Below are 25712 nucleotides of genomic sequence, written 5' to 3'. Positions count from 1 at the left end.
CGCGCATGCAGGTCGAATGACGAAATCCCATCCGGAGGCCCGGCGATGACCACCAGCGGTTCATCCCACCAGAAGATAGAGACGGATCGCAAAGCACGGGAGCCGGATGTCCGGCCCGCGACGGCGGGCGGGGCGGACAAGGCCGGCTGGGATACCGCGGAGTGCCTGGACCTGATCGCCGCGCTGGACGCGCTGCGCGCGCGCATGCTCGACAACGAGGCGAGGCTTTCCGGACAGATCGGCCGGGTCGCGCCGGCTTACCAGGCCAGCGCACGAAACCTCGCCCACTACCTCGCGCTGCGCGAAGTCGACCTGCGCGCCGTGCAGGAGAGGCTCGCCCGGATGGGCACGTCCTCGCTCGGCCGGGCCGAATCGCACGTCCTCGCCAATCTCGACAAGGTGCTGGGCATCCTGCACCGGCTCATGGGAGAGGATTGGGAAGACCGATCGGCCGAGGAACCCGTGGGCATCGTCAGCAGCAGGCGCTTGCTCGACGAGCATACCGATGCGCTGCTCGGCGCGCCCGCCGGAGGCCGCGGCGTGCGCATCATGGTCACGCTGCCTTCCGAGGCGGCTGTCGACTACGGCCTCGTCCATCATCTCGTCGCCTCGGGCATGGATGTGGCGCGCATCAACTGCGCCCACGACGGCGCGGCGGAATGGGAGGCAATGGCCACCCACGTGCGCCGCGCGGCGAAGGCGGCCGGGCGCGGCGTGCGCATACTCATGGATCTCGGCGGGCCGAAGCTGCGGACGGGGCCGATCGCGCCCGGTCCGGCGCTCCTCAAGCTCAAGCCCAGGCGCGACCTCTACGGCCGGGTGCTCGCGCCGGCCCGCGTCGGGCTGCGTCCGGCGGGGTCGCTCGCCGCCGTGGCCGGCGCAATCGAGCATCTCGGCGTGCCGGCCGCATGGCTGGCGCGCATCAAGATCGGCGACACACTGGAACTGGTCGATGCCCGCGATGCCAAGCGCACGCTCCACGTCGTTGCGCAGGACGATGCGGGAATCCTGGCCGAATGCGAGCGGACGGCGTACGTCGTTCCGGAGACGACCATCGAGCATCGCCGCCGCGGCCGCAAGCCGCGCGAGGCGCTGCTGGTCGATTTCCCGCCGGGCGAGCCCGGAAGCATCTTCCTGCAGCGCGGCGACCGGCTGAAGGTGACGCGTTCCGGCATCGGCCGGCCGGTGATGCGGGATACGGCGGCACGCGGCCACATGCTGCTGCCGACGATCGCCTGTACCTTGCCGGAGGTCTTCGATCAGGTCTGCGTCGGCGAGCGGGTGCTGTTCGACGACGGCCGCATCGGCGGCAGGATCGGCGCCGTCGGGACGGACGGGCTGGAAGTCGAGATCACCCAGATCCGCGTGACCGGCGACCGGCTGCTGGCGGACAAGGGCATCAACCTGCCGGACAGCCGGCTGGACCTGCCCGCCCTGACGGAGAAGGACGTCGAGGACCTGCAGGCCGTGGCCCGGTGCGCGGATCTGGTCGGGCTCTCCTTCGTGCAGCGGGGCCAGGACATCGAAACGCTGCGCGAGCAGCTTGCGCGGCTCGGCGCGGCACACGTGGGCGTGGTCCTGAAGATCGAGACGCGCCGCGCCTTCGAGAACCTCCCCGAGCTGCTGTTCTCCGCCATGGCCTGCGACGCCGCCGGCGTCATGATCGCCCGCGGCGATCTCGCGGTGGAATGCGGCTACGAGCGGCTGGCCGAAGTCCAGGAGGAAATCCTGTGGGCGGCGGAGGCGGCCCACATGCCCGTCATCTGGGCCACCCAGGTACTGGAGACCCTGGCCAAGACGGGGCAGCCTTCGCGCGCGGAGATCACCGATGCCGCCATGGGCGAGCGGGCGGAATGCGTCATGCTCAACAAGGGGCCGCACATCCTCGAAGCCATCCGCATGCTCGACGACATCCTGAAGCGCATGCAGGCCCACCAGTCCAAGAAGCGCTCCCTGCTGCGGGCGCTGGGCGCGTGGTCGTCGCAGGCAGAATCCGCCAGGCAATAGGGATCGGGATCAGGTCGAGGCGTTGTCGACCTGATCCACGCAATCGCGCCACACCTCGTTCGCCACGAACAGATCGAAGAGATCGCCGTCGATCGCATCGCGGCTGCGCATGGTCTCCATGATGGCGAGCGCCTCGTCGACGCTGTGCGCGTTCTTGTAGGGCCGGTCGCTCGCCGTGAGCGCCTCGAAGATGTCGGCGATCGCCATGATGCGCGCGCTCACGCTCATCGCATCCCTCTTCAGGCCGCGCGGATAGCCGCGGCCGTCCATCGTCTCGTGGTGCCCGCCGGCGATCTCCGGCACGCTGGCGAGGTCGGGAGGCAGGGGCAGGCGGCCGAGCATGACGATGGTCTCGACGATGTGCTCGTTGATCTTGAAGCGTTCCTCGCTGGTGAGCGTGCCGCGCGCGACGCTTAGGTTGTACAGCTCGCCGCGGTTGTAGAGCGCATCGGGGGCCTGCATGACGAAGCCCCAGGGGTTGCCCGGCAGAAAGCGCGCGCTGTTCCGCCGCGGTATGACATGCTCGGGACGATCCGCCAGCAGCGTTTCCTCGGCCGGCGGCGCGGCGCGGGGCGAGCCGTCGCGGCGCTCCATCTCGGCATTCGACAGCCCCAGGGTGTCGTCCAGCGTCCTCGTCCAGCGGTGCTGCGCGATCCGGCCGAGCCGTTCGAGGTCGCCGGCCGCCATCGTTTCGCCGCCGCGGTTGCAGCGCGCGACGAAGGCGAATTCCTCGTCCAGCGTCCGCCACGCCAGGTCGCGCTCCGCCCGGAGCGCGACCTCGTCGCCGCCGCCCGCCACGCCCTTCCAGTACCCGATTTCGGCATCGCGCTTGAGCACCTCGAAACGCGTGCGGATCTCGTGGATGCGGTCGTACTGGGTTTCGAGCTTGGTGGCCTTGTCGATGACGTATTCCGGCGTGGTGAGCTTGCCGCAGTCGTGCATCCACGCGGCGATCTGCAGCGCCTCCCAGCCGGACGGGTCGAGCCGGTAACCGGCCAGGGGGCCGGTGCCGGCTTCGTGCGCCGCGCGCGCGAGGCTCAGCGCGATGCGGGGGACGCGGCGGCAATGTCCGCCGGTGTAGGGAGACTTCGCATCGATGGCTTCGGCGACGAGCCGCATCACGCCGTGCAGCAGGTCCTTGCGGCCGGCAAGCAGGCGCTGGTTTTCGAGCGCGATGGCGGCCGACCCTGCCAGCGCGCTCAGGAAGCCCACGACTTCGCTGCGCTGCAATCGGCAGTCGGGCGCGAACCGGTCGGCGAGCAGCAGGGTGCCGAGGATCTCGCCTTCGTGGTTCCGGAGCGGGATCAGCAGCACATGCCAGATCGTCCCCCCGGGCGCCGCGAGTTTCACGCTGAACGGCCCGTCGCCCTGTGCTCCCAGGTCGGAGAGGCCCTCCGCCTCGAAGTCGTCGGGGGGGCGTTCGTCCGTCCCGGTGCCGTCGGCCCCTTCCAGTTCATCCAAGCCTGCGATGAGGATGGAAGCACTGCACCAGGGGGCGCCGGTGACCTCCCGCGCGCCGGCGCGGACCTGACGCAGCAGGCCGTGCAGATCGCGCGCGGCGCCGAGGTCGCGGCCCAGTTCGAGAAAGCGCGCGATGGCCGAGCGCATCATGGCGATCGCGCCGGCGAGCTGATCGACCTCGAGGATGACGGAATGGGTTTGCGCCTCTTGCCGGAACTGCAGGGAGGAGACGGAATGCGCCACGCCGGACAGCCGGTGCAGCGGCTTGGTCAACAGGCGCGAAAGCGCCCAGGCCAGGGGAAAGCTGACGAGCACCGCCGCCACGGTGAAGAGCACGGCGCGCTGCCGCTGGCGATAGGCTTCGGCAAAGATCTCGTCGTCGGGCGCGGCCACCGCCAGCGTCCAGTCCTCGTCGCCGAAGCCGGGCATGGGCGCCAGTGACACATGCCACCCTCCGGTGGCCGGATCGAACATGCGCAGAGTCGGAGGGGCGCCGGCCGCAGGGGCGTCCAGCGCACGCGTGATCAGATCGTCGCCGAACGGCCCCGCCGCCGTGGCGCCGCCGGCCGCCGCGGCCGAGGCGAGCAGCGTCCGGTCGCCCGCGACGAGGCGCATCCGTGTCGACGGCGTCACCGAGTGGCGGCTCAGCAGCGAGGAAATCGCCGCGAAATTCACGTTGATGCCGAACACCGTCGAGCCGTTGCGCCGCGCGAAGGTGACGCCCCGTGCGTGCGAATGCTGGAAGTCGTACGGCGGGGTGACCACCAGCTTGTCGCTTGCCGCCGCGCGCCGGTACCAGTCGGACAGGCGCGGCTCGAAACCGGCGGACACCGCCGGCCCCGTACCGAGGAAGCGGAGCGCGTCGTCGAAATAGTAGGTGAGCAGCGGTCTGGCGTGCGGCTCGGCATCGTCGGAACCGGCGTCGAGTACCGTCCATGCCGCTTCGTTCCCTTCTCCGGCGGGCGGGTCGGCGCGCCGCAGCAGGAAGAAGGCGCCGTCGCCGTAGCCGACCATCACCGAGTCGATCAGCGGGTCTGCCGACAGCAGCCCCGCCAGTTCGGGCAGGAAGCGGAAGCGCTCGTCGCGCCCGGCCGCGTCGGCGAGCGAGGAGGCGGAAAGCAGGACGAACGACCGCCGCACCGCGCGTTCGCTTTCGGTGAGGGCCGTGCGCGCATCGTCGGCCAGTTTCTGGAAGAGCCGTTCGTTGGCCACCTCGAGCAGCAGGCGGGTTGCGTGATAGTGATACAGCGAGATCGTCGCGCCGACGCCCAGGATCAGCAGCGAAAACAGGACGGCGACCGGTATGTGGAGCGGCAGGCGCAGGGGGCGGGCAGAAGGGGGATTCGCCATTGTGGATGACGCCTCGTTTCCCGATGCTCAGGCCGGCGCGGCCGCAGGCGGGGCTTGGCGTGGCCCGGGCCGATGCGGGCCGCCCGCGATCCTCGGGGTCGTTCAGTGGTGATGCACGTCGCCGCCGGGCAGTTGCGCCTGCACCCGGAGGACGAAGGGGTCCCGCTCGCGATCGCCGATGTCGGCGAAATCGATCACTTCGTAGTCGGACTGGTCCGGCCGCGCCAGGGGCGAGGACGCCAGTGGATATACCGCCTTCAGGACCGAGCGCTCGCGGTAGTCGGCGCGGCTGCGTTCGAGCACCACCGGCAGGTTGAGGTCGAGCCGCCAGGTCACGTCCAGCCGTTCGCCGTTCGCCGTGCCGCCGTAGCGGCGGTAGGGATAGCCGTCCTGCCAGCCGGCGTCCTGGAGTTCCAGGCCCTGGAGCACCTGCGGATCGATCAGGAGGGCGTGCTGCTCCCAGGACAGCGTCGCGTTGATGAGCTTGAGGTCGTCGATGCGGTACTCGACGCTTCGCCGGTCGGCATGGAAAACCTTGAAGAAGAACTGGACCTTGCCGTCGCGCTGCCAGCGCTCGCCGGTGCGCGCCGCCACGTTCTCGATGTCGATGCGGTCGGGTTCGCGGAAGAAATGCCACTCCATCTCGCCGGCCGGAGGATGGTCGTGGCCGTGCGCATGGCCGGCCGCCTGGACGGTGCGGGTGGTGACGTAGGCCGCGGCCACTTCGGGCAAGGGGGCGGCGAGGTCCAGTGCGGGTACCGCGCGGTCGCCGTGATCCGCGAACCCGGTCGGCGGCGCCGGGCGCGCGCTGCGTTCATGCGCCTCGGCGGCGATGGGCAGCAGTGCCTGGGTGGCGAGCAGGAGGAGAAGAGGGGATTTCAGTCTCATGAGAGGCATCGTCACAAGAAATCGGGTTGAAGAAGGAAGGGGAGGCGCCGGCCCGGCGTCTCCCCGGGTCCGCCATTGGCCGCGACGCCGGCGGCGGACCCTCCCGCTTCGTGCTCAGCGGCGGCCGGGGCCCCGGCCGCGGTTGCGGTCCAGGCCGAGCGCATCCGCCATCACGTGGTAGATCACGTTCTGCTCCTGCGGGCCGCGGAAGAGGTAGGCGTTCGGGCCGCTGGCGTAGATCGCGACGTCCTCGCCCGCATGGGTTTCCGAGCCCATCGGCACGGTGGCTTCCTGCATGTAGCTGGGCGAGGTGGTGTCCACCGCCGAGAGGTCCGGACGCAATGCGCTGCCGTCGTACTGGACCGCCACCGCGCTTTCGTCCGCCGGGTTGAACTCGCGGCGCTGGAGGCCGCCCGTCCAGCCTGGACCGTTCGCATAGGACAGCGTGGTGTAGGTCAGGCCCAGCGCATCGGTGGAGGGAACGCCGTCGATCGAGGTCTTGCCGAGGATGGGATTGCCGCGCGACGGGTAGCCGGCGATCGTGAACACGTGGCTGTGGTCGGCGGTGACCACGATCAGGGTGTCCCTGTCGTCGGTCAGCTTCTTCGCCACGGCCACCGCTTCCGACAGTGCCACAGTGTCGGTCAGCGCGCGATACGCGTTGCCGGCATGGTGGGCATGGTCGATGCGGCCGGCTTCGACCATCAGGTAGAAGCCCTTGTCGTTCTGGCGCAGGATCCGGATCGCCTTCTCGGTCATGTCGGCGAGCGAAGGTTCTCCGGCGACGTCGTCCTTGCGATCGGCCTCGTAGCGCATGTGCGAGCGCTCGAAGAGACCCAGCAGATGCCGCGTCTGCCGCGGGTTCACCGCGTCGAACCCGGCCTTGTCCCAGACGTAGGCGGACTGCCGGTACTTGGTGGTCCATTCAGTGGTCAGGTCGCGCCCATCCTTGCGGCGGCCCTTCTGGGTGGGGTATTCGGGGTCGGACGCGGTGTTCGGCATGAAGTAGCTGCGGCCGCCGCCGAGCGCGACTTCGATCCCGTCGCCGTAGGGGAATTCGATGAGCTGGCGGGCGATGTCGGGCACGGTCGCGCCGGCCGGCAGGTTGCTGTCGGCTTCCCAGTCGCGGTTGCCGATGTGCGCGTAGTTCACCGCCGGGGTGGCGTGGGTGAGGCGGGCGGTGGTGACGATGCCGGTCGCCATGCCGCGCTCTTCGGCCTGCTCGAGGATGGTCTTCACGCTCTTCGCGCGGGTGACCGCCGCGCTGGGCTCGTTGCGGTCGATGGTCTGGGCGACCGAGATGGCGCCGTCGTTGGTCTTGATGCCGGTGACCATGGCGGTGGCGGTCGGTGCCGAATCCGATGTCTGCTGGTTGGCGCTGGCGGTGACCGACGTCCCCATGTGGTCGAGCCGCTCGAAGCTCAGCCGGTTGAACTCGCCGTCGGCGTTGCGCATCTGGCCTTCCAGGATGCGGGCGGCGGTGACGGTGGAGATGCCCATGCCGTCACCGACGAAGAGGATCACGTTCCTGGCGCGCGAACGGTTGGGGACGATGCGCTTGGAGGTCTCCACCGCGGCGCGGCCGGCGGCGAACCATTCGTCGGCGCTGGCGGGGACCGCGTCGGCGTTGCCGCCGGGTCCGGCGGCGCATGGCTGGGACGCCAGTAGTGCGAATGCGACGCTGACGGGCAGGGCCTTGAGTCGGAAGCTCATGTCGTTCTCCATGATCGGACCGGTTGCGCGGCGGGTGAACCTGCGATGAGGATGTCAGCGGAGCGTGACCGGAAGATGATGCTTTCTTTGCTTCCGGTCATGAACATGGGGTACGCGTGATGCTGCGTTGCGGGATCCTGCCGGGGCCGGGCACATGCAGCCCGCCCGCCACATCGCCAGGGCATTCGCATGATCGCCCGAATCCGGTCTGGCGGCGGGGGATGCGCTCCGCGTCCTGCGCAACTCGACCTCGCTGTCGCTCGGGACTCGGACAGTGCTCGTCCGCTCCACGCATCCCCCGCCGCCAGACCTGCCGCGACGCCAGACCAACGGCCGCAAGACTTCTTCATGCGAGTGCCCTGGTCACATTACCGACATCGATCTGTCGCCGAAGGGGTGTAGCGTCGGCTGCGGAGCATGGATACTTGCGCCGGACCCGCCGGCTTCCGGGGCGGTCCGTTTCCCCGGTGCGTGCCGGCGCGACGTTCGTGCCCGAACACCTTGTCCCGGTCGTTTCGAGGCCGTGCAGGCCGGAAACGACCCTTCGATCGGTACATGACATCATGACGGCACCTGGCGTCCCTTTCATCCCGTCCGTCCCCAGGAATCTCCGGGGGCGGCGCAACCACTCCCTGCCGGACGGGCAGCGCATCTACCGGCAGATGAACGAACTGCGGGATGGGCTGGCATCGGCCATCGATCCGCTCGGCATGGGCGCACCGATCGTGCATGCGCAACTGGCCTGGTTCCTGCATCCGCAGGAACTGGGCGAACGGGTGGCCCGCCTGACCACGGATCTGTGGGAACTGCAGTGGCATTCCTGGTACCGGCTGCTGGGGGTCAACGACGAAGATCCCGTCAAGCCCAATGCGGACGATCCGCGCTGGGCCGAGCCGGTGTGGTCCGAGTCGCCCACCTGGGATCTCATCAAGTCCTGGTATCTCGCCTTCACCCACCATTTCCAGGACATGCTCTACGACACGCCCGCCCTGTCGCACAAGGAGCGCCGGCGCGCGGCCTTCTGGTGGCGGAAGTGGCTCAATGCCGTGGCGCCCACCAATTTCTTCTGGACCAACCCGATCGCCATTCGCAAGGCGGTCGAGACGGGGGGCGAAAGCCTGGTGCGGGGGATGAACAATTTTCTCGAGGACATGCAGGCGGGCAGCGTCCGCATGGCCGATCCCGAGGATTTCAAGGTCGGCGAGAATCTCGCGACGACGCCCGGCGCGGTGGTCTTCCGGAATCGCCTGCTCGAGGTGATCCACTATGCGCCGACCCAGCCGCAGGTGCATGCCGAACCGGTGGTGATCGTCACGCCGTGGATCAACAAGTTCTACGTGCTCGACCTCACGCCGAAGAAGAGCATGATCCGCTACCTGCTCGACCACGGCTTCGACGTGTTCATCACGAGCTGGAAGAACCCGGACGCGTCGATGGCCGACGCGAGTTTCGACGACTATCTCGCCAGGGGCGTGCACGAGGCGATCGAAACCGCCCGCCGCTTCTGCGGCGTGTCCAGGGTCCATGCCGCGGGTTATTGCATCGGCGGTACCGCGCTGGCGATGTACGCGGCGTGGGCCAACCGGCACTTCCCCGCCGACGAGGTGCCCATCGCCGACCTGACGCTGTTTACCACCCTGGTCGACTTCCACAAGCCGGGCGACATCGAGGTCTTCATCGACGCGCGCAGCGTGGAATACCTGTGCAGGCAGATGCAGCGCAACGGCTACCTGGACGGCCAGGAGATGGCCTCGGCCTTCCGGCTGCTGCGTTCCAACAGCCTGATCTGGCACTACGTGGTGCATGGCTGGCTGTATGGCGAATCGCCGCAGCCCTTCGACGTGCTGTACTGGAACATGGACAGCACGCGCATGCCCCAGGCGATGCATGCGTGGTACCTGCGCGAGCTGTACCTCGACAACCGCCTGATCCAGCCCGACGCGCTGGTCGTGGCCGGCGAACCGCTCGACCTGGCCAAGATCCGGCAGCCCCTGTATGCGGTGTCCGCGCAGGACGACCACATTGCGCCGTGGGCGCAGACCTTTCGCATCAACAATCATGCCGTCGGGGAAAAGCGCTTCGTGCTGTCGAGTTCCGGCCACATCCTCGGCATCGTCAATCCGCCGGTGAGGCCCGCCAAACGCAAGTACTGGGCGGACACCGCGCACCGGTCGGACCGCGCCGAAACCTGGCGCGCGCGCGCGCAGGAACATGCCGGCAGTTGGTGGGACGACTGGATCGAGTGGCTCAGACCCAAGGCGGGCCCTCTCGTCGCCGCCCGCCCGGCGGCGACGGAAGCGTTTCCCGCGCTGGCGGACGCTCCGGGCACCTACGTGTTCGAATCCTGACCGCCCGGTGGCGGCGGCGTCGCCGGCGTGCCGCGCCGGCCTCTGGCGGCCGCCTCGCGGCGTTCAGGCGACCTGTCGGCGCAGGCGCTCCAGGCGATCGAGCAGGGCCTGGGGAACGGTCGTGACCACGCGCGCCCGGCCCGCGTAGATCACGCCCTCGTTGCCGTCCAGCGTGAGGTAGTCGCCCTCGCGGAAGGTCCGGTCGTGCAGCCTGATCGAGTGGCTCGGCGCATCGATCTGCAGGGCCTCGCAACCGACCAGGCAGACCTTGCCCAGATGGCGGGCGACCACCGCCGCGTGCGAGGTGCGCGCGCCGCGCTGGGTCAGCAGGCCCTCCGCCAGGTCCAGGGCGGTGATGTCCCGGGTTTCCGCGTCCTGGCGCACGAGGATGCAGGGCGTTCCCGCAGCGTGGCGCGCGTTCGCCGCCGCTTCGTCGAGGACGATCTCGCCACACGCCACGCCGCTGGCCGCGGTCGGCGCGCGCCCGAGCAGCACCAGTCCGGCGTCGTCGTCGGCGGCGATGCCGTGCTGCGCCAGCGCCTGCGCGTCGAGATCGCGGGTGCGCTCGACGGCCTCTTCCGCGGTGATCAGCCCTTCGTCGTGCAAGTCGAGCGCGATCCGCGCCGTGGCCAGCGGGGTCCGCTTGCCGTCGCGTGTCTGGAGCAGGAAGAGCTGGCCGTCCTGCACGGTGAATTCGAAGTCCTGCATGTCGCCGAAGGCGCGTTCGAGCGTCCCGATCGCATGCAGCAGGGACTGCCAGACCTGCGGGGCGACGGCCGCGAGCTGATCGTGCCCGAGCACGCTGCGCCGCCCGCTGACCACATCCTCGCCCTGCGCGTTGAACAGGAAGTCGACCCAAGGGTGCGGCTCGCCGCTGCTCGGGTCGCGGCTGAAGCCCACGCCCGCCCCCGACAGGCCGCCGCCGTTGCCGAACACCATGCGCTGCACGGTCACCGCCGTGCCCATGCGATCGGACAGCCCGTGCAGGCTGCGGTACTTGCGGGCCTTGTCGGCGTGCCACGAGGCGAAGACGGCCTTGATCGCCTGTTCGAGCTGGACGCCTGCGTCCTGAGGAAAGGCTTCGCCGGCCTCGCGGCGATAGGTCTCGAGATGGCGCGCGGCAAGCGTGCGCAGGGCGGCGAAATCCAGCGAGCGCTCGTCCTGGCCGCCACGCACCTCGTCCAGGTCCGCCTCGAAATGCCGCGCATCGATTCCCGCGACGACTTCGCCGTAGCCGCCGATCAGGCGCCGGTAGGCGTCCCAGGCCAGGCGCGGGTGGCCGCTCACGCGGATGAAGCCGGGGAGGGTCGAATCGGTCAGGCCGATGTTGAGCAGCGTCTCCATCATCCCCGGCATCGATACCGGCGCTCCCGAGCGCACCGATACCAGCAGAGGATGCCTGGGGTCGCCCAGGCGCAGGGCGGTCAGGCGCTCCAGCCGGGCCAGCGCCGGCTGCCAGTGGGCGGTGGCGAGTTCCGCGGCCCGTTCGCACCAGCCGGTGCCCAGGACGAAGGCCGGCGGTACCGGCAGGTCGAGGCTCGCCATGCGGGCGAGGTTCCATGCCTTGACGCCGAGGATGTCCGCGCCGACCCCTTCGGGAAGGGGGCTGCCGGGGTGGATCAGACAGGTCGTGCAGCGTTCCTCGAGGCCGGGTTCCGGCGCATGCCGGGATGCGAGGCCGCTCATGAACCCACCCCCACGCGGCTGAAGGCGAGCCGGCGCAGGCCATAGCCGGTGGCAAGCAGCCAGTCGGTCGCCGCCTCCAGCGCCTGGGCGAAATCGGTGCTCAGATTGAGCGTCGCAGCGTCGGAGACGTTGGCGGCCAGTGCGCGCCGGACGTCCCGCAGCAGCACGTCGCATTCCCGCTCGGCGTTGAGCACGCGCCAGAGCGCGGCGACGAATTCCTCGTGATCCTCCGCGCTGCTGTCCTCGCCGAAATCGCGCGCGATCGCCAGCGCCTTGACATGGTCCTGCACGGCGCCGAGCACCGAATCCGCGAGCAACTGCATCGACTGGCGCACGTCGCCACGCCAGCCCTGGTGGTGGTCGGCGGCGATGAGCGACAGCAGGAAGGCCGCTTCCTCCAGCGCATCGGCGACGTCGTCGGCGGTCTCCAGCAGCCTTGCGAACGCGCTCCAGCGCGGGCGGGCCTCGGCGCGGGCCCGTGCGTCCATGACGAGCTGGTCGGCCTTGCGCTCCCAGTCCTTCGCGCGCTCGGAGAAGCTGCGGGCCGCCTTCTCGTCGCGTTCGTGTCCGTGCGCCAGCGCGTCGCGCAAGCCTTCGGCGATGGCGTGGCAGTAGGCGGCATGCTCGGAGAGAAGATCGAATTCGTCATGCCGCCGCATGTAGCGGGCCAGCAGCAACCGGGTTTCGTCGGCGATCAGCGCGAGCGGCTGGCGCTGGCTCAGCGAATTCGCCGCCAGCGCCATGACGTCGAGCAGGAAGGCCCGCGCCCGGTCCGCGCCCATGACTTCGCCCAGTTGATCGCCGAGGCGGAAGTAGTCGGGGCCCAGCGCCTGCATCGCGCCGAACACCAGCTTCTCGCCGCCTGCCGCCAGCCACGACATGTGCCCGACGCAGCGCTTCGCCGCCTCGCCGAGGATCGCCGCCGCATCGGCCTTGGCGACGAAGCGTTCGAGCCGCTTGCGGGCGCGGTTCCAGTCGATCAGGAAGACGATGCGGGCACCGATGCCCTCCAGCGCGGTGCAGAGCGCGTCTTCGTCGCCGCAATCGAAGTCGGCGATCCCGACATAGTAGGTGTCGCCCTGGTTGAGCCCCGCGGTCGTGCGCGCCTGGGGCGTGCTCCAGGATGCCCCCACTTCGGCCAGTTGCTGCTGGAAGAAGGCGAAGCGCTGGCGATGCAGGTCGGAATAGGTGAGGCTGATGCGCAGATCCTCGACCTGCAGCACCAGCACGTGCGCATCGTTGGTGCCGATGTCGTTCTGCAGCAGCAGGCGGTTGCCGTCGCGCGTGGCGGCGGTGTCGAGGCCGGGGTGATCGAGCTTGAGGCCGCGCGTGCGATTGAGCCCCCGCATGAACGCCGCCACCCGCGGGCGGTCGGCGTCGTCCAGTTGCCAGACGTGCGCGCCGTCGATGTTCTCGCTCGACAATTGCGCGGCAAGGCGGTTCAGCGCCTTGTGCAGGTCCATGATGAAGACGTGCAGGCTGTCTTCCTTGCCCCGCCTGCCGCTCGTCAGGGCTTCGAGCTGTCCGGCCGCCAGCGAGTCCGGCGGGAGCTGTTCCAGCCACGCATCCCAGTGCTGCAGCCGGGCGCCGACCTCGGCTTCGCTTTCGAGCGGCCGGGCCATGGTGTGGATGTCCTCGCGGAGCAGGGCCTTGAGCCGGGAAAACTCGGGCAGGTGCAAGGTCTTGCCTTCCCGGTATGCGTTGCCCGGCAGATCCGCCAGCCACGGCAGCGAGACGTTCGCCGCGGAGAACTCGCGCGACAGGTCGAGCGCCGGCGCGTCGATCTTTCCGGCGCGATCGTCGGCCCCCTGGAGGACGCTCAGATAGAGCTTGAGCCGGTCGTTCGCGGAAAGCGCCGCCCGCACGCGTGCGGGCTTGAGCAATTCTGCCTGCCCCAGGCTCGCCAAGGCGTCGATCTTTTCCATCCCCATCTCCCAGTTGATGGAACGGATTGTTGTTGCCGAATGTGACACCGATCCATGTTGTCCGGCCCGCATCCGTCCGCGCCGCGAGGCCGGCGGGGCCGGCAAGGTTGCGTGATCCGGGCGGGCAAGGCCGCAGGCGGTGCCGACCGCTTCGGGACGGGCTTCCCGCGAAGGGGCTGTGCCGGCCGCCGTGCGGGCAGGCCGGGGAGGGCGGGTGGCGGTTCAGTCTTTCGCGCCGCGAGAGGCAGCGATCGGCGGCTGCGTCAGAACTTCACCCTGTCGAGCAGACCCCGCTCGATGGCGACCGTCGTCGGAAGATTGAACCTCGCAGGCAGGCGGCACCGCTTGAACCAGCGGTAATTCGAATGTTCCCGATTGAGCCTCGGGGCGACTTCGCGCTCGACCTTCAGGAGGTAATAGTGCATGTCGCAATCGCCGCTGCCCCTGCGCCTGATGCCCGATACGCAGCCGAGCTTGATCAGTTGCTTCTGCTTGACCCGGAACCCGGCTTCTTCGGCCAGTTCGCGCACCAAGGCGCTGCACGGTTCTTCGCCGCGATCGATCCGCCCGCCGAAGAAGTTCCAGGCGCCACTGTTATTGACCGTCGAGGATCGCTTGCCCAGCAGAAACTTTCCCGTGTCGATGCAATGGATGATTGCCCATGCACCATTCCTGGAAAGAGAGGACTTCGAACGATCCTTTGCCATATATGGAGATCCGATCGGTACGGTCATCAAATGACCCGGGCCTCGGCAGGGAGGCCCGGCAGCATGAAACGCTTTATACCGTATTAACATTTCCGTTTCATGACGACCGCGTCCCGCCCCGGAGATCCGGGGCAGGCACGGCGGGAAACGTCGGGTTCGATCCTAGCTGGCGTGCTGTTGATACAGTTTTTCGATGTTGCTGCGCCACTCCTCGAGCACGTCATCCTCGAAGTGGAGCTGCAGGGCCGCCCTCTCCAGCATCGCCAGGTGGGACACACCCGGGTTCTTCTGGAAGCGCGCATCGAATTTCGCTGCGAGCGCCTGGGTTTCCTCGTTGTCGAGCGCCATTGCCCTATCGAGATACTGTTGATCCGGCTGTGTCGTTTCCATTTTCATTCCCTACTCAAGGCTCGTTTGATCCTGAAGATGATCCGCGTGCAGGGAGGCCGGTCCGTGGAGGGTGCAACCCCGACGGACCGGGCCATCCGGGCGATGTTTCGCCGTTCCTGCCAGCAAGATGAGACGGACCCTTGTCCGCCCCTGCGGCGATCCGGGCATGGGCCGTCCGGTTTCATCGTGTCGTGCAGGGGCGCGGAAACAAGTCTACTCATCCGGCCTGCCGTTATCAAAGGGGCCGGAAACGAGATGTCTCCTTTACTTGACGGAAGTGGCGATGGACTCTGATTGTCATTTCAAATTCATCAAATCGTAACGAAAGTGATGTATGTGAAAAGGCGTCGTGCGGGACACGAAGCGGCGGGCGGCTCCAAGCGCACAGGCTGCTTCGTGCTCCTGCAAACCGGCAGGATGACCATCCGCCGGCGTGACGTTCCTGAATGAGATATCGCGGCAACAGAGGCTTGCTAGCATCGCGCCCCTGGCGCGGCCGGCGGTCCGGCTGGATCGATCGCGTGCCGGGTGAATGGCGGCCCGAGCGGATGATTGGCCCCTTGGGCCGCTTCGAATCGCTTTCGGGCAAGGCCGCGATGTCTTACGCTGGCGTCCATGCGCATATTCCGGGGCCGTTGCCCGGTGCTGCGTGATTGCCCGACCGGCCGGCGTTCAAGGGCCGCCGATAAGGGAAGGATATCCCTGTAGCCGTCTCCCCTTCGTTTCCGTTTCCGGAGTCCATATGAACCAGCAGGAAATCAGCGAGTTGCACCGCCGCCTCGAACGCGAGTTGCTCGACAGCTACGACGAGGAACTCGAATTGGAACTGGACGACCTTCGACTCGACGAGGTCAATGCAGAAGAGCCCAGGGTGCCGACGGAGGCCGAAAGGGTCGTGCGCCAGCGCTATTTCAAGGAGCTGCTGCGCCTCCAGGGAGAACTGGTCAAGCTGCAGGACTGGGTCGCCACGACGGGCCACCGCGTCATCATCGTGTTCGAGGGGCGGGACGCCGCCGGCAAGGGGGGCGTCATCAAGCGGATCACCCAGCGGCTGAATCCCCGCGTCTGCCGGGTCGTCGCGCTTCCAGCGCCGAACGACCGCGAGCGCACGCAGTGGTATTTCCAGCGCTACGTGCCGCATCTGCCGGCCGCCGGCGAGATGGTCCTGTTCGATCGCAGTTGGTACAACCGGGCGGGCGTCGAGCGCGTCATGGGCTTTTGCAGCGACGACGAGTACGAGGAGTTCTTCCGCTCCGTGCCCGAGTTCGAGCGCATGCTGGTCCGGTCCGGCATCCAGTTGATCAAGTACTGGTTCTCCATCACCGACGAAGAGCAGCACTTCCGCTTCCTGTCGCGCATCCACGACCCGCTCAAGCAATGGAAGCTCAGCCCGATGGACCTCGAGTCGCGCGCCCGCTGGGAAGCCTATACCGAGGCCAAGGAGACCATGCTGGAGCGCACCCACATCGAGGAGGCGCCCTGGTGGATCGTCCACGCCGACGACAAGAAGGCGGCGCGGCTCAATTGCATCCACCATCTGCTGCGGCAGATTCCCTACGAGGAAATCCAGCGTCCCATCGTCGAACTGCCCGAGCGGGTGAGACATCCGGACTACCAGCGCCACCAGGTGCCGCCGGAGATGTTCGTGCCCGAGTACTGGCGCTGAAGGCGGACGTGCGCGCCACGGATGTCCGCTTGCGCCCGGCGCCGGCCGGCGCGGCACGGACGGCCGGCGATCTCCGCTTCCGGCGGCGCCCGCGGCATGGAGCCGGTCCCGTCATGAAGGAAATCCTGCATGCCATCCCGTCCTGAACCCGCCGAGGCATGCGGGCCCCTCGCGCCCGGGAAGGATCAGGAACGGGCGGCGCCCCTGGAAAGGGTCACCAAGCTGCTGCAGAAGCAGAAGCTCGTGGAAAGCATGGTCCACAGCCGCAGCGCGCCGCGCCAGGACCTGGTGGAAACGGTCGTGCATCGGCAGCACACGGCCGAGTTCCAGCACTTGCTCCGGCAGCTCGCCACGGCCGAGATCGCGGCGATTCTCGAAGCCCTGCCGATCGACGATGCACGGCTGTTGTGGCTGCAGATCGCGGCGGAACGCCAGAACGACATGCTCTGGGAACTCCCCGAGGAGCTGCGGGAGCAACTGGTGGGCCACGAGGAGCCCGGCTTCTCGGAACGGCAGATGAATGCCTTCGAGCTGGTCGAGGGACGACTGCAGCAGGTGACGATCCGCAGCCGCAAGGACCTGACCGGCGTGCGGCCGGTGTGGATCGATCTCGTCGACACGACGGCCGCCGAGCGCAATTACATCGGCACGTTCTATGGCGTCGAACTGCCCGATCCCGGCAAGGTCACCGACCTCGAAGTCAGTTCGCGCTTTCACATCGAAGAGAACGAGGACATCCATCTGCAGTCGAATTTCCTGCTCGACCGGGCGGGAAATTCGCGCAGCGTCCCCGTCGCCTTCGTGCTGCACGGCGGCATCCTGTTTTCGCTCCGCAACGAGGAACTCCCGGTCTTCCGTCTGCAGCGCCGCAGGGCGCGCACCCAGCCGGGCTACGTCTCCGACTGCAAGGACCTGATGCTGGATCTCTACGGCGCCGACGTCGAGCACGCCGCCGACTCGCTGGGAGGCATCTATTCCACGCTGGGGAAGGTCGGGCGCAAGGTCTTGAGCGAGAAGATGAGCGACGAGGAGGCGGCGGCCATCCTCGCGGAAATCGCCGAGGAGGAGGACATCAACGGCCGCATTCGCAGCAACATCCTCGACACGCAGCGTGCGATCTCCTTCCTGATGCGCTGCCGCATCCTGTCCCCGTCGCAGTCCGACGATGCGAAGCAGATCCTGCGCGACATCGAGTCGTTGAACAGCCATACCGCCTTCCTGTTCGACAAGATCAACTTCCTGATGGACGCGACGATCGGTTTCATCAACATCAACCAGAACCGCCGGGTCAATCAGCTCACCGTGCTTGGCGTCGTGTTCATGCCCATCAACGTGCTTGCCGGGATCGGCGGCATGTCCGAATTCTCGCTAATGACCCAGGGAATCCCCTTGCCCGTGGCCTACGGCGGCTTCATCGTCGGCGCGGGCCTCGTCGGCTGGAGCACCTATGTCGCGGTGAAGCACTTCGAGAACCGGAAGCTGAAGAACCCGGGACGGTCCGGCGGGCGCTGAGGCCGCGCGATGGATGCATCCGCGCCCTGCCGCAAAGGCGCAGCCGCCGGTCGTCACGAATCCGTATCACTATTGCTCTAGTTTCGTGGCATGACCTCGTATCCGAACCGCGACCGCCTGGTGATCTTCGACGCAGATGGCACGACCATCGATGCGTTCCATGCAGTCGAGCAGAGCTTCCTGCGGCATGGCATGGCGATCGGCGATCTCGAGCGCTTCCAGAAGCGGCGGAAGATGTTCAAGTACCTGGGCGGGTTGCGCGAATTTCCCAACAACCTCCGGCGCCAGTTCGGCAAGCAGAGGCGCAAGCTGCTGCTGGCGACGCTCACCGAGTTCTATCGCGAGGAAGCCAGGCTCTATCCGGGTATCGCCGGGCTCCTGCAGGCGCTGCTCGCCGCGCCGCACGTCCGCGTCGGGCTGGTGACGCGGAACGTGACGATGGAGCCGGAAGAGACGCTGAACCGCCTGTTCGGCCGGCACGGCATCGACATGGCCGCCTTCGACCATTTCGCCTGCATTCCGCTCGGCGAGGACAAGACGTTCCAGTTCCGCCGCGCGCGCGAGCGCCTGGGAATCAATCCGGCGCGCTGCTACGCCTGCGGCGACGAGTATGGCGACTATGCGGCGGCCATCCGGGCCGCCATGTATCCGTTCATCGTCGCCTACGGAGCGGAGGACCGGCTGCGCCTGAGAGAGTCCTTCGGCGTGCCCGACGAGTTCATCCACTCTTCCCCCGGCGAATTCGCCGGGCGCCTGCTGCATGCGCTCGATCTGGCGGTCGACGGCGCTCCCGATGAAGTCCGGCCGCCGTCCGGCGTCAGTACGCCTTGCGATCGCGCAGTACCACCAGTGCCGTCTTGATGATGATCCACAGGTCGAGGCTGAGCGACCAGTTGCGCAGGTACTCCAGGTCGTAGTCGATCCGCCTTTCCATCTTGTCGACCGTTTCGGTCTCGCCGCGGTAGCCATTGACCTGCGCCCATCCGGTGATGCCGGGCTTCACCTTGTGGCGCACCATGTAGCCCTTGATCAGCTTGCGGTAGGTCTCGTTGTGCGCGACCGCGTGCGGACGCGGACCGACGATGCTCATGCGGCCCTGCAGCACGTTCACGAACTGCGGCAGTTCGTCGAGCGAGGTCTTGCGCAGGAAGGCGCCGAAGGGCGTCACCCGCTTGTCGTTCTTCGTCGCCTGCATGACCACGTCGCCATTGTCGGTCGTCGTCATCGAGCGGAACTTGTAGACGAGGATCTCCTTGCCATCGAGGCCGTAGCGGCGCTGCTTGAAGATCACCGGCCCGGGCGACGACAGCTTCACGCCCACGGCCAGGAGCAGCATCACCGGCGACAGCGCGAGCAGGATCACGATGGACAGCAATACGTCCGACACCCGCTTCAGCACCCCGCGGAAGCCGGTGAAGGGCGTGTCGCACACCGCCACCACCGGCATTCCGCCGACGTGGTCCACACGCCCCTGGATGAGGTCGGTGACGAAGATGTCCGGCACGAAGTAGATCGACGCGGTGGTGTCCTTCAGATCGTCGAGCAGGCCGAGGATGCGCGGCTGGGTTGCCATCGGCAGCGCCAGGTAGATCGCATCCACATGGTGGCGCTTCACGTAGTCGGCCAGTTGGCCGATCCGCCCCAGCATCGGCAGCTTGCCGGTCGACGGCAGGCGTTCGCGGCTGCGGTCGTCGAAGTAGCCCTCCACCCGCGTTCCCAGATAGGGGTTGTTGCCGAACTGGTGCGCCAACTGGAGCCCGATGTCGTTGACGCCGGCAATCACGATGCGGCGCTGGTTCTCGCCCATGGCGATGACGCAGGGCAGGGCGTAGCGCGCCGCCATCTGGCCCGCGATCACCGCCACCGGCGTGGCCAGCGCCCAGTCGATCAGCAGGGACTGCGGAAAGTACTGGATGTACCCACTGGCGTAACCAAAGCCGCCCAGAATGGCCACGAACAGCAACCAGTTCGTAACCAGCTTGCGCGCCGCGCGCCGAGGACTCTCATGAAAGCCGATATCGCCCGGGAAGGTCAGCGAGAAGCTCAGGATCGCCAGGATCACGTACGGCGGGCCGATCCGCTCGTTGTGCAGTGCCATGCACGCAAACAGCGCGCCGACGACGATCGCCGGGTCCAGGAACGCCTCGCAAAAACCGGTGAGGGTGAAGCTTGAACGCAAGAAACTTCTTGGTTTGTCCACCGCGGAAAACATTGATTCTTCCATTTTTGGTTGCGCTGCAATCTTTGTTCAAATATTGCAGTCCCTGCCAGCCCAGAGTCTTCGCATGATCACAGGTCCGGATTGCATCTCCGTGACCGGCGCCAAGGGTCGGGCCGCCGCTTCGGCGGCCGCGCGCCGCCCTTCGCGCCGCATCTCTTCCGCAGCCCCGTCCAGAGAACCCGCCGTTTACATGTACGCGAACGCATCCAGAAAACCGCGCATCCTCCGTCTCGTGCCGCTCCTCGCCGTGCTCGCTTCCGCCTTCGGCACCGCCCGTGCGGACGAGGCCGACGCACTCAACTTCGAGCTGTCGCAGACCTTCTACTACGACAGCAACCTCTACCGCCTGCCCGACGGCTTTGCCGCTCCGAAGGGCGAGCGCCACGACACCGTCAGCATCACCACCGCCGGCATCGTCTTCGACCGCGCCTACAGCCGGCAGCGCCTGCGCGCCAGCCTGGCGATGAGCAGCAACCGCTACGCCGTCCACGACGATCTCGACTACGACAGCCCCGCCGCGCAGCTCTCGTGGAACTGGCAGCTCGGCAACCGCTGGAGCGGGCTGTTCAGCTACCAGTACAGCGAGACGCTGGGCGGCTTCGAGGATTACGGCACTACCAACCGCAGCCTCAGCAGGTACAGCCGCGGTTCCGCCAGCGCCGACTACTGGCTGCATCCGGACTGGGCCGTCGGCGCCGGCGCCAGCAAGACGGCCAACAATTACGACGAAGGTCTCAGCGTGCGCGACGAAAGCGAGACGAACGCCTACGACCTCAACGTCACCTACCGCCCCAGCACCGGCAACCGCGTGGTCCTCACTCTGCGCAACACCGACGGCCTCTACCCCAACCGGCCCGACATCGCCGGCGCGCTGCGCCGCTACACCCAGCGCGAGGCGCGCGTCAATGCCGACTGGCGGCTCACCGGCGCGCTCAGGGTGTCCGGCTACATCGGCGAGACCCGCCGCAGCTACGAGCGCGAGGACAACCGCGGCTTCGAGGGCCTCACCGGCCGCCTCGCCTTCGACTGGCTGCCCACCGGCAAGACCTCCGTCAATCTCGGCTGGCGCCGCGAGATCGGCGCGGATGAAGACGTCTTCGCCAACTACGCTGTCACCGAGGTGCTCAGCCTCGCGCCAACCTGGCGGGCCACGAGCAAGCTCGTCGTCGGCGCCAACTGGGAAAGGCGCCAGCGCGACTACGGCGGCGACCCGCGCGTCCTGCCCGACAGCGTCCGGCGGCCCGACCGCAGCGAGACCACCTACCGCTACGGCGTGAATCTCTCCTACCAGGCCGCGCGCAACGTCGCCCTGTCGCTGTCGTATGCGCGCCAGGAGCGCGACGTGGAGCTGGCCACGCGCCGGTACAGCGCGGATACGGTCTTCCTCAGCGGCAGCCTGAGCTTCTGAGCGTGCCGGGGGCTTTATTGCAGTGCCGCACGCAGTCGTCAATTCTTAACGTTGGACTGCTACTTTCAGCGCCCGTACGTTGCACAGACAAGGTCCGATCCATGCTCCGATTCTCCCGCCCCGCCCCCCTCATCGCCCTGGCCGTCGCAGCAGTGCTTGCCGGCTGCGGAGGGGATTCCGACAAGAAGCCCGCCTCCCAGGTCGCGGCCAAGGTCAACAAGGGGGAGATCTCGGTGCATCAGATCAACGGCATGCTCGCCTCCGCCGGCAACATCCCGGCGGCGCAGGTCAAGCAGGCCGGCGCCGCCGCGCTCGAGCGCCTCATCGACCAGGAACTGCTGGTGCAGAAGGCGAACGACCGCAAGCTCGACCGCGATCCCAAGGTCATGCAGTCCATCGAGGCCGCGCGCCGCGAGATCCTCGCCCGCGCCTACCTCGAGCAGGTCACCGGGCAGAGCCTGCGCCCGACCGACAACGAGATTTCCACCTTCTACGCGGAAAACCCGGCGCTGTTCTCGCAGCGCCGCATCTACAACCTGCAGGAAATGAGCATCCGCATCCCGGCCGAGCGCTTCGACGAACTGCAGAACAAGCTGCGCGAAACCGGCAATGCGCAGCAGCTCGTCGCCTGGCTCAACGAGCAGAAGCTGCCCTTCAACGTGAATAACGCGGTGCGCCCCGCCGAGCAGTTGCCGATGGAAGGTCTCAAGGGCTTCGCGCAGATGAAGGATGGCCAGGCCATGCTGACCCGCACCGCCACCGGCGCCTCGCTCGTCGTGCTGGCCGCCTCGCGCTCGCAGCCGCTGGACGAGGCGGCGGCCCGTCCCTTCATCGAGCAGTACCTCAGCAACCAGAAGAAGGCCGAACTGGCCCGCACGGAGCTGAAGCACCTGCGCGGGACGGCCGAGATCGAATACGTCGGCGAATTCGCCCAGACTGCGCCGAAGGTGGCCGAAGCGGCCGCCGGCCAGAAGGCCGCGGACGGCGCGCCGGCTGCCGCGACTCCACCGGAGGCTTCCGCACCGGCCGCGAACCCGCCGGCGGTCTCCGCACCGGCCGGCGAGGCAGCCGATCCGCTGCGTTCCGTGCTCGAAAAGGGCGCCGCGGGGCTCAAGTAAGCGCGACGCGACGGGCCCGCCGGCGCCGCGGAAGTGAGCCGTGACGTGGAACCTGCCGCAAGTGGCGAACCGTCGCGCAGCAGAGGCGCGCCGGCCGCCGCGGTTACATTTCCGGCCGTCGTCCTCGCCGGGATTCCGATTGCAAGACTCTGCAACGACAGAAGGTAAGGTTGTTCATGATCCAACGATTGTTCCGTCGCGCGGCGCGCCTGCCTGCCGCCTTCCTCGCTGCACTCATCGCCGTGCTCGGTTTCGCTGGCGCGGCGCATGCCGCCGATGAGCGCGAATACGTGCTCGGCGAGGGCGACATCGTCCGCATCACCGTCTTCCAGAACCCGGACCTCACCACCGAAACGCGCGTGTCCGAAAGCGGCACGCTCACCTTCCCGCTGATCGGCTCGGTGTCCGTCGGCGGCCAGACGACGGGCGCGGCGGAAAAGACCATCGCCACCCGCCTGCGCGAAGGCGGCTTCGTGCTGCAGCCCCAGGTCAACGTCGTGCCGCTGCAGATCCGCGGCAACCAGGTCGCGGTGCTGGGGCAGGTGAACCGCCCCGGCCGCTTCCCGCTGGAAACGGCCAACCTGCGCCTCACCGACATGCTCGCCATCGCCGGCGGCATCTCCCCGGCGGGCGCCGACACCGTGATTCACATCGGCAACCGAGACGGCAAGCAGATGCGGCGCGAGATCGACATCCCCACCATGTTCGCTGGGGGCGACCTCTCCGAGGACCTGCGCGTGGCAGGCGGCGACCTCATCTACGTGCAGCGCGCCCCGATGTTCTACATCTACGGCGAAGTGCAGCGCCCCGGCTTCTTCCGCCTCGAACGCAACATGAGCGTCATGCAGGGCCTGGCGGTCGGCGGCGGCACCACGATGCGCGGTACCGTGAAGGGCCTGCGCATCCATCGTCGCGATGCCGACGGCAGACCCGAGGTCATCGAGCCGGGCCTGGACGACCTGCTGCAGACCGATGACGTCATCTACGTCAAGGAAAGCCTCTTCTGATCCCGGGAACCGCTCAATGACCTTCCAACAATTCCTGTTGATCCTGCGCGCCCGCTTCTGGGTGATCGCCGGCGTGCTGGCGGGCGTCGTGTTCGCCGCGCTCGTGGTCAGCCTGCTGCTGCCGAAGAAATACACGGCCGAGACCTCGCTCGTCATCGACGGCAAGTCGGACCCGATCTTGGGCGCGATGCTGCCGGCGCAGATGGCGCCCGGCTACCTGGCCACCCAGGTCGACATCATCACATCGGACCGCGTCGCCCAGCGCGTTGTCGCGCTGACGAAGATGGACCAGGTGCCCACCGTCCAGGAACAGTGGCGCGAGGCGACCGACGGCGTGGGCAGCGTCCAGGTCTGGCTGGCCGATTCGCTGAAGAAGAGCTTGGACGTCAAGCCGTCGCGCGAGAGCAGCGTCATCAACCTCAGCTACAGCGGCTCCGACCCGCAATTCGTGGCGGCCATGGCCAACGCCTTCGCCCGTGCCTACATCGATACCACGCTGGAGCTCAAGGTCGAGCCGGCGCGCCAGTACGCGCAATGGTTCAACGACCGCACCGGGGGCCTGCGCACCGAACTCGCGGCCGCGCAGAAGCGCCTGTCCGATTACGAGCAGGAACACCGCATCATCGCCAGCGACGGCCGGCTCGACGTCGAGACGGCCCGTCTCGCGGAACTCAACAGCCAGCTCGTCGCCGTACAGGGGCAGCGCGCCGACAGCCGTTCGCGCCAGAGCCAGGCGGGCTCGGCCGAGTCGCTGCCCGAGGTGATGGGCAATCCGCTGATCTCCGGCCTCAAGGCCGACATCGCGCGGCTGGACGCGCAGCGCGGCCAGATGCTCGGCCGCTACGGCACCAACCACCCCGAGATCGCCCGCGTCGATGCCGAACTGTCGTCGCTGCGCCAGCGCGTCGCCAGCGAGACCCAGCGCGTGGTCAGTTCGCTCGGCACCACGACCCGCATCAGCGCGGCGCGCGAAGCCGAGATCGCGGCCTCCGTGGAGGAGCAGAAGGCCCGCGTGCTCGAACTGAAGGCGCACCGCGACCAGATCGCCGTGCTGCAGCGCGATGTCGAAAATGCCCAGCGCGCCTACGACCTCGTCACCCAGCGACTCGCCCAGACCAACCTGGAAAGCCAGACGCAGCAGACCAACGTCGCTGTGCTCACACCCGCTACGCCGCCGCTGGTCCACTCCAGTCCGAAGATGCGCCTGAACCTGCTGCTGGCAGTCTTCGTCGGCACGCTGCTGGGCGTGGGTATCGCTCTGGCGCTTGAGTTGTTCGACCAGCGCGTCCGCGGCGAAGACGACCTCGCCGGGCTGGCCGGCGTGCCGGTGCTCGGTGCCGTCCCCACCCTCGCTTCCGCACGGGGCCCGGGCCTGTTCCGCCGCCGCGCCGCTGCCTGAGGCCAGATCATGAATGCACCCGCTACCTCCGAACTGATCGCCAACGAACGCTCGATCGGCGCCATCCTGGTCGATGCCGGCCGGCTCTCCACCGAGGACGCCGAGCGCATCTTTCGCGTGCAGCGCGAAGAGGGGCTGCGCTTCGGCGACGCCGCAATCAAGCTCGGCCTGGTTACCGAGGCCGACATCCAGCGCGCGCTGTCGCGGCAGTTCGACTATCCCTACCTGCAACGGGGCGACGGCAAGGTCACGGAGGCGGTCATCGCCGCCTACGAGCCGTTCTCGCCGCAGGTGGAATCCCTGCGCGCCTTGCGCAGCCAGCTCATGCTGCGCTGGTTCGACACCGAACCCGAGCGCCGCACGCTGGCGATCACCAGCCCGGCGCGCGGGGAGGGCCGCTCCTGGCTCACCGCGAACATGGGCGTGGTCTTTTCGCAACTGGGCGAACGCACGCTGATCATCGACGCCGACCTGCGCAACCCCCGCCAGCACGAACTGTTCGGGGTCGACAACCGCGCGGGCCTGTCGGCCGCGCTGGCGGGCCGCGGCACGCCCGACCTCGTCGAGCGTATTCCCGCGCTGCGCGACCTGTCGGTGCTGCCGGCGGGTGCCGTGCCGCCCAACCCGCAGGAACTGCTCGCCCGGCCGATCTTCGCCCGGCTGCTGCAGGAGTTCGCGCGCGAGTTCGACGTCATCCTCATCGACACGCCGGCCGGCGGGCTGTATGCCGACAGCCAGACGCTGGCGGTGCGCGCCAGCGCCGCGCTGGTGGTGGCGCAGCGCAATCTCAGCCGCATGCGGCAGGTGCGCCGCCATGCCGACATGCTGCGCCACGCCAGTGTCGCGGTCGTCGGCACGGTGCTGAACGACCACTAGCCGCCACGGCCACAGACCATTCGCACCCGG

18 protein-coding genes are annotated in these 25712 nt (G+C 68.0%); 10 read left to right on the top strand and 8 right to left on the bottom strand.

The features are described 5' to 3' along the window. The first annotated feature begins 45 nt into the window (after positions 1-45). Entirely contained in the window at positions 46-2007 is a 1962-nt protein-coding gene (locus CCZ27_RS11890; protein WP_096448433.1) for a pyruvate kinase, read from the top strand. A 9-nt stretch (positions 2008-2016) separates the two neighbouring features. On the opposite strand, the gene CCZ27_RS11885 is transcribed toward CCZ27_RS11890, so the two are convergent. From CCZ27_RS11885 to CCZ27_RS11875, 3 genes are all read right to left on the bottom strand, one after another. Next, positions 2017-4818, bottom strand: a complete 2802-nt coding sequence (locus tag CCZ27_RS11885) for an HD domain-containing phosphohydrolase (protein ID WP_096448431.1) — start codon at positions 4816-4818, stop codon at positions 2017-2019. Positions 4819-4920: 102 nt separating this feature from the next. Next, positions 4921-5706 (bottom strand): hypothetical protein, encoded by a 786-nt coding sequence (locus tag CCZ27_RS11880; protein ID WP_096448429.1) that lies wholly within the window; start codon positions 5704-5706, stop codon positions 4921-4923. A 114-nt stretch (positions 5707-5820) separates the two neighbouring features. After that, positions 5821-7419 carry an alkaline phosphatase gene (locus CCZ27_RS11875; protein WP_096452487.1) on the bottom strand — a complete coding sequence of 533 codons (1599 nt, stop codon included), beginning with the start codon at positions 7417-7419 and terminating at the stop codon, positions 5821-5823. A 662-nt stretch (positions 7420-8081) separates the two neighbouring features. On the opposite strand from CCZ27_RS11875, the gene CCZ27_RS11870 reads away from it, so the two are divergent. Then, positions 8082-9767, top strand: coding sequence for a PHA/PHB synthase family protein (locus tag CCZ27_RS11870; RefSeq protein WP_232516664.1), 1686 nt, complete (start codon positions 8082-8084; stop codon positions 9765-9767). 63 nt (positions 9768-9830) lie between these two features. Here the strand turns inward: CCZ27_RS11870 and CCZ27_RS11865 are convergent, their stop codons facing one another. The 4 genes from CCZ27_RS11865 to CCZ27_RS11850 all read right to left on the bottom strand — a co-directional run bounded on the left by CCZ27_RS11865 (position 9831) and on the right by CCZ27_RS11850 (position 14475). Further along, on the bottom strand, positions 9831-11453 hold the full coding sequence (locus CCZ27_RS11865) for a PEP/pyruvate-binding domain-containing protein (RefSeq protein ID WP_096448427.1): 1623 nt from the start codon (positions 11451-11453) through the stop codon (positions 9831-9833). After that, positions 11450-13378, bottom strand: a complete 1929-nt coding sequence (locus CCZ27_RS11860) for a DUF47 family protein (RefSeq protein ID WP_096448425.1) — start codon at positions 13376-13378, stop codon at positions 11450-11452. Before CCZ27_RS11860 ends, CCZ27_RS11865 begins: the two co-directional genes overlap by 4 nt. A gap of 263 nt (positions 13379-13641) precedes the next feature. Then, positions 13642-14085, bottom strand: coding sequence for an NUDIX hydrolase (locus CCZ27_RS11855; protein ID WP_096448423.1), 444 nt, complete (start codon positions 14083-14085; stop codon positions 13642-13644). Positions 14086-14247: 162 nt separating this feature from the next. Then, entirely contained in the window at positions 14248-14475 is a 228-nt protein-coding gene (locus tag CCZ27_RS11850; RefSeq protein WP_157748559.1) for a hypothetical protein, read from the bottom strand. 742 nt (positions 14476-15217) lie between these two features. On the opposite strand from CCZ27_RS11850, the gene ppk2 reads away from it, so the two are divergent. The 3 genes from ppk2 to CCZ27_RS11835 all read left to right on the top strand — a co-directional run bounded on the left by ppk2 (position 15218) and on the right by CCZ27_RS11835 (position 18514). Beyond that, positions 15218-16141, top strand: coding sequence for a polyphosphate kinase 2 (ppk2, locus tag CCZ27_RS11845; protein WP_096448419.1), 924 nt, complete (start codon positions 15218-15220; stop codon positions 16139-16141). Positions 16142-16270: 129 nt separating this feature from the next. Continuing rightward, the gene (locus CCZ27_RS11840; protein WP_096448417.1) at positions 16271-17653 is read left to right on the top strand and encodes a CorA family divalent cation transporter; all 1383 of its coding nucleotides are present in this window, start codon (positions 16271-16273) and stop codon (positions 17651-17653) included. A 90-nt stretch (positions 17654-17743) separates the two neighbouring features. Then, a complete protein-coding gene (locus tag CCZ27_RS11835) occupies positions 17744-18514 on the top strand; it encodes an HAD family hydrolase (protein ID WP_096448415.1) in 771 nt (256 codons plus the stop codon). On the opposite strand, the gene CCZ27_RS11830 is transcribed toward CCZ27_RS11835, so the two are convergent. Next, positions 18471-19832, bottom strand: a complete 1362-nt coding sequence (locus tag CCZ27_RS11830) for an undecaprenyl-phosphate glucose phosphotransferase (RefSeq protein WP_232516355.1) — start codon at positions 19830-19832, stop codon at positions 18471-18473. The genes CCZ27_RS11835 and CCZ27_RS11830 overlap by 44 nt on opposite strands. Positions 19833-20106: 274 nt before the next feature. Between CCZ27_RS11830 and epsL the strand changes: the two genes are divergently transcribed. The 5 genes from epsL (at position 20107) to epsG (ending at position 25682) form a co-directional block, all read left to right on the top strand. Then, complete coding sequence (gene epsL, locus CCZ27_RS11825) at positions 20107-21282, top strand: XrtB/PEP-CTERM-associated polysaccharide biosynthesis outer membrane protein EpsL (protein WP_157748558.1); 1176 nt, start codon at positions 20107-20109, stop codon at positions 21280-21282. A gap of 101 nt (positions 21283-21383) precedes the next feature. Then, the gene (locus tag CCZ27_RS11820) at positions 21384-22400 is read left to right on the top strand and encodes an EpsD family peptidyl-prolyl cis-trans isomerase (protein WP_096448409.1); all 1017 of its coding nucleotides are present in this window, start codon (positions 21384-21386) and stop codon (positions 22398-22400) included. Between the two features lie 176 nt (positions 22401-22576). Continuing rightward, positions 22577-23407 carry a polysaccharide export protein EpsE gene (gene epsE, locus CCZ27_RS11815; protein WP_096452483.1) on the top strand — a complete coding sequence of 277 codons (831 nt, stop codon included), beginning with the start codon at positions 22577-22579 and terminating at the stop codon, positions 23405-23407. A 16-nt stretch (positions 23408-23423) separates the two neighbouring features. Beyond that, positions 23424-24806 carry a chain length determinant protein EpsF gene (epsF, locus tag CCZ27_RS11810; protein ID WP_096448407.1) on the top strand — a complete coding sequence of 461 codons (1383 nt, stop codon included), beginning with the start codon at positions 23424-23426 and terminating at the stop codon, positions 24804-24806. Positions 24807-24815: 9 nt separating this feature from the next. Continuing rightward, positions 24816-25682: a chain length determinant protein tyrosine kinase EpsG gene (gene epsG, locus CCZ27_RS11805; protein ID WP_096448405.1), complete on the top strand. Its 867-nt coding sequence runs from the start codon at positions 24816-24818 to the stop codon at positions 25680-25682. Positions 25683-25712 lie beyond the last annotated feature (30 nt).

The organism is Thauera sp. K11 (assembly GCF_002354895.1).
GTDB lineage: Bacteria > Pseudomonadota > Gammaproteobacteria > Burkholderiales > Rhodocyclaceae > Thauera > Thauera sinica.
This window is presented reverse-complemented; position numbering and strand designations above follow the sequence as displayed.

Excerpts from the sequence above, each read along its gene's own strand:
- CCZ27_RS11835 (WP_096448415.1), top strand. The coding sequence starts at position 17,744 with ATGACCTCGTATCCGAACCGCGACCGCCTGGTGATCTTCGACGCAGAT.
- ppk2 (WP_096448419.1), top strand. The coding sequence starts at position 15,218 with ATGAACCAGCAGGAAATCAGCGAGTTGCACCGCCGCCTCGAACGCGAG.
- CCZ27_RS11865 (WP_096448427.1), bottom strand. The coding sequence starts at position 11,453 with ATGAGCGGCCTCGCATCCCGGCATGCGCCGGAACCCGGCCTCGAGGAA.
- epsF (WP_096448407.1), top strand. The coding sequence starts at position 23,424 with ATGACCTTCCAACAATTCCTGTTGATCCTGCGCGCCCGCTTCTGGGTG.
- epsG (WP_096448405.1), top strand. The coding sequence starts at position 24,816 with ATGAATGCACCCGCTACCTCCGAACTGATCGCCAACGAACGCTCGATC.
- CCZ27_RS11875 (WP_096452487.1), bottom strand. The coding sequence starts at position 7,419 with ATGAGCTTCCGACTCAAGGCCCTGCCCGTCAGCGTCGCATTCGCACTA.
- CCZ27_RS11870 (WP_232516664.1), top strand. The coding sequence starts at position 8,082 with ATGAACGAACTGCGGGATGGGCTGGCATCGGCCATCGATCCGCTCGGC.
- CCZ27_RS11855 (WP_096448423.1), bottom strand. The coding sequence starts at position 14,085 with ATGGCAAAGGATCGTTCGAAGTCCTCTCTTTCCAGGAATGGTGCATGG.
- epsE (WP_096452483.1), top strand. The coding sequence starts at position 22,577 with ATGATCCAACGATTGTTCCGTCGCGCGGCGCGCCTGCCTGCCGCCTTC.
- CCZ27_RS11820 (WP_096448409.1), top strand. The coding sequence starts at position 21,384 with ATGCTCCGATTCTCCCGCCCCGCCCCCCTCATCGCCCTGGCCGTCGCA.
- CCZ27_RS11890 (WP_096448433.1), top strand. The coding sequence starts at position 46 with ATGACCACCAGCGGTTCATCCCACCAGAAGATAGAGACGGATCGCAAA.
- CCZ27_RS11860 (WP_096448425.1), bottom strand. The coding sequence starts at position 13,378 with ATGGAAAAGATCGACGCCTTGGCGAGCCTGGGGCAGGCAGAATTGCTC.
- CCZ27_RS11850 (WP_157748559.1), bottom strand. The coding sequence starts at position 14,475 with ATGGAAACGACACAGCCGGATCAACAGTATCTCGATAGGGCAATGGCG.
- CCZ27_RS11885 (WP_096448431.1), bottom strand. The coding sequence starts at position 4,818 with ATGGCGAATCCCCCTTCTGCCCGCCCCCTGCGCCTGCCGCTCCACATA.
- CCZ27_RS11840 (WP_096448417.1), top strand. The coding sequence starts at position 16,271 with ATGCCATCCCGTCCTGAACCCGCCGAGGCATGCGGGCCCCTCGCGCCC.
- CCZ27_RS11880 (WP_096448429.1), bottom strand. The coding sequence starts at position 5,706 with ATGAGACTGAAATCCCCTCTTCTCCTCCTGCTCGCCACCCAGGCACTG.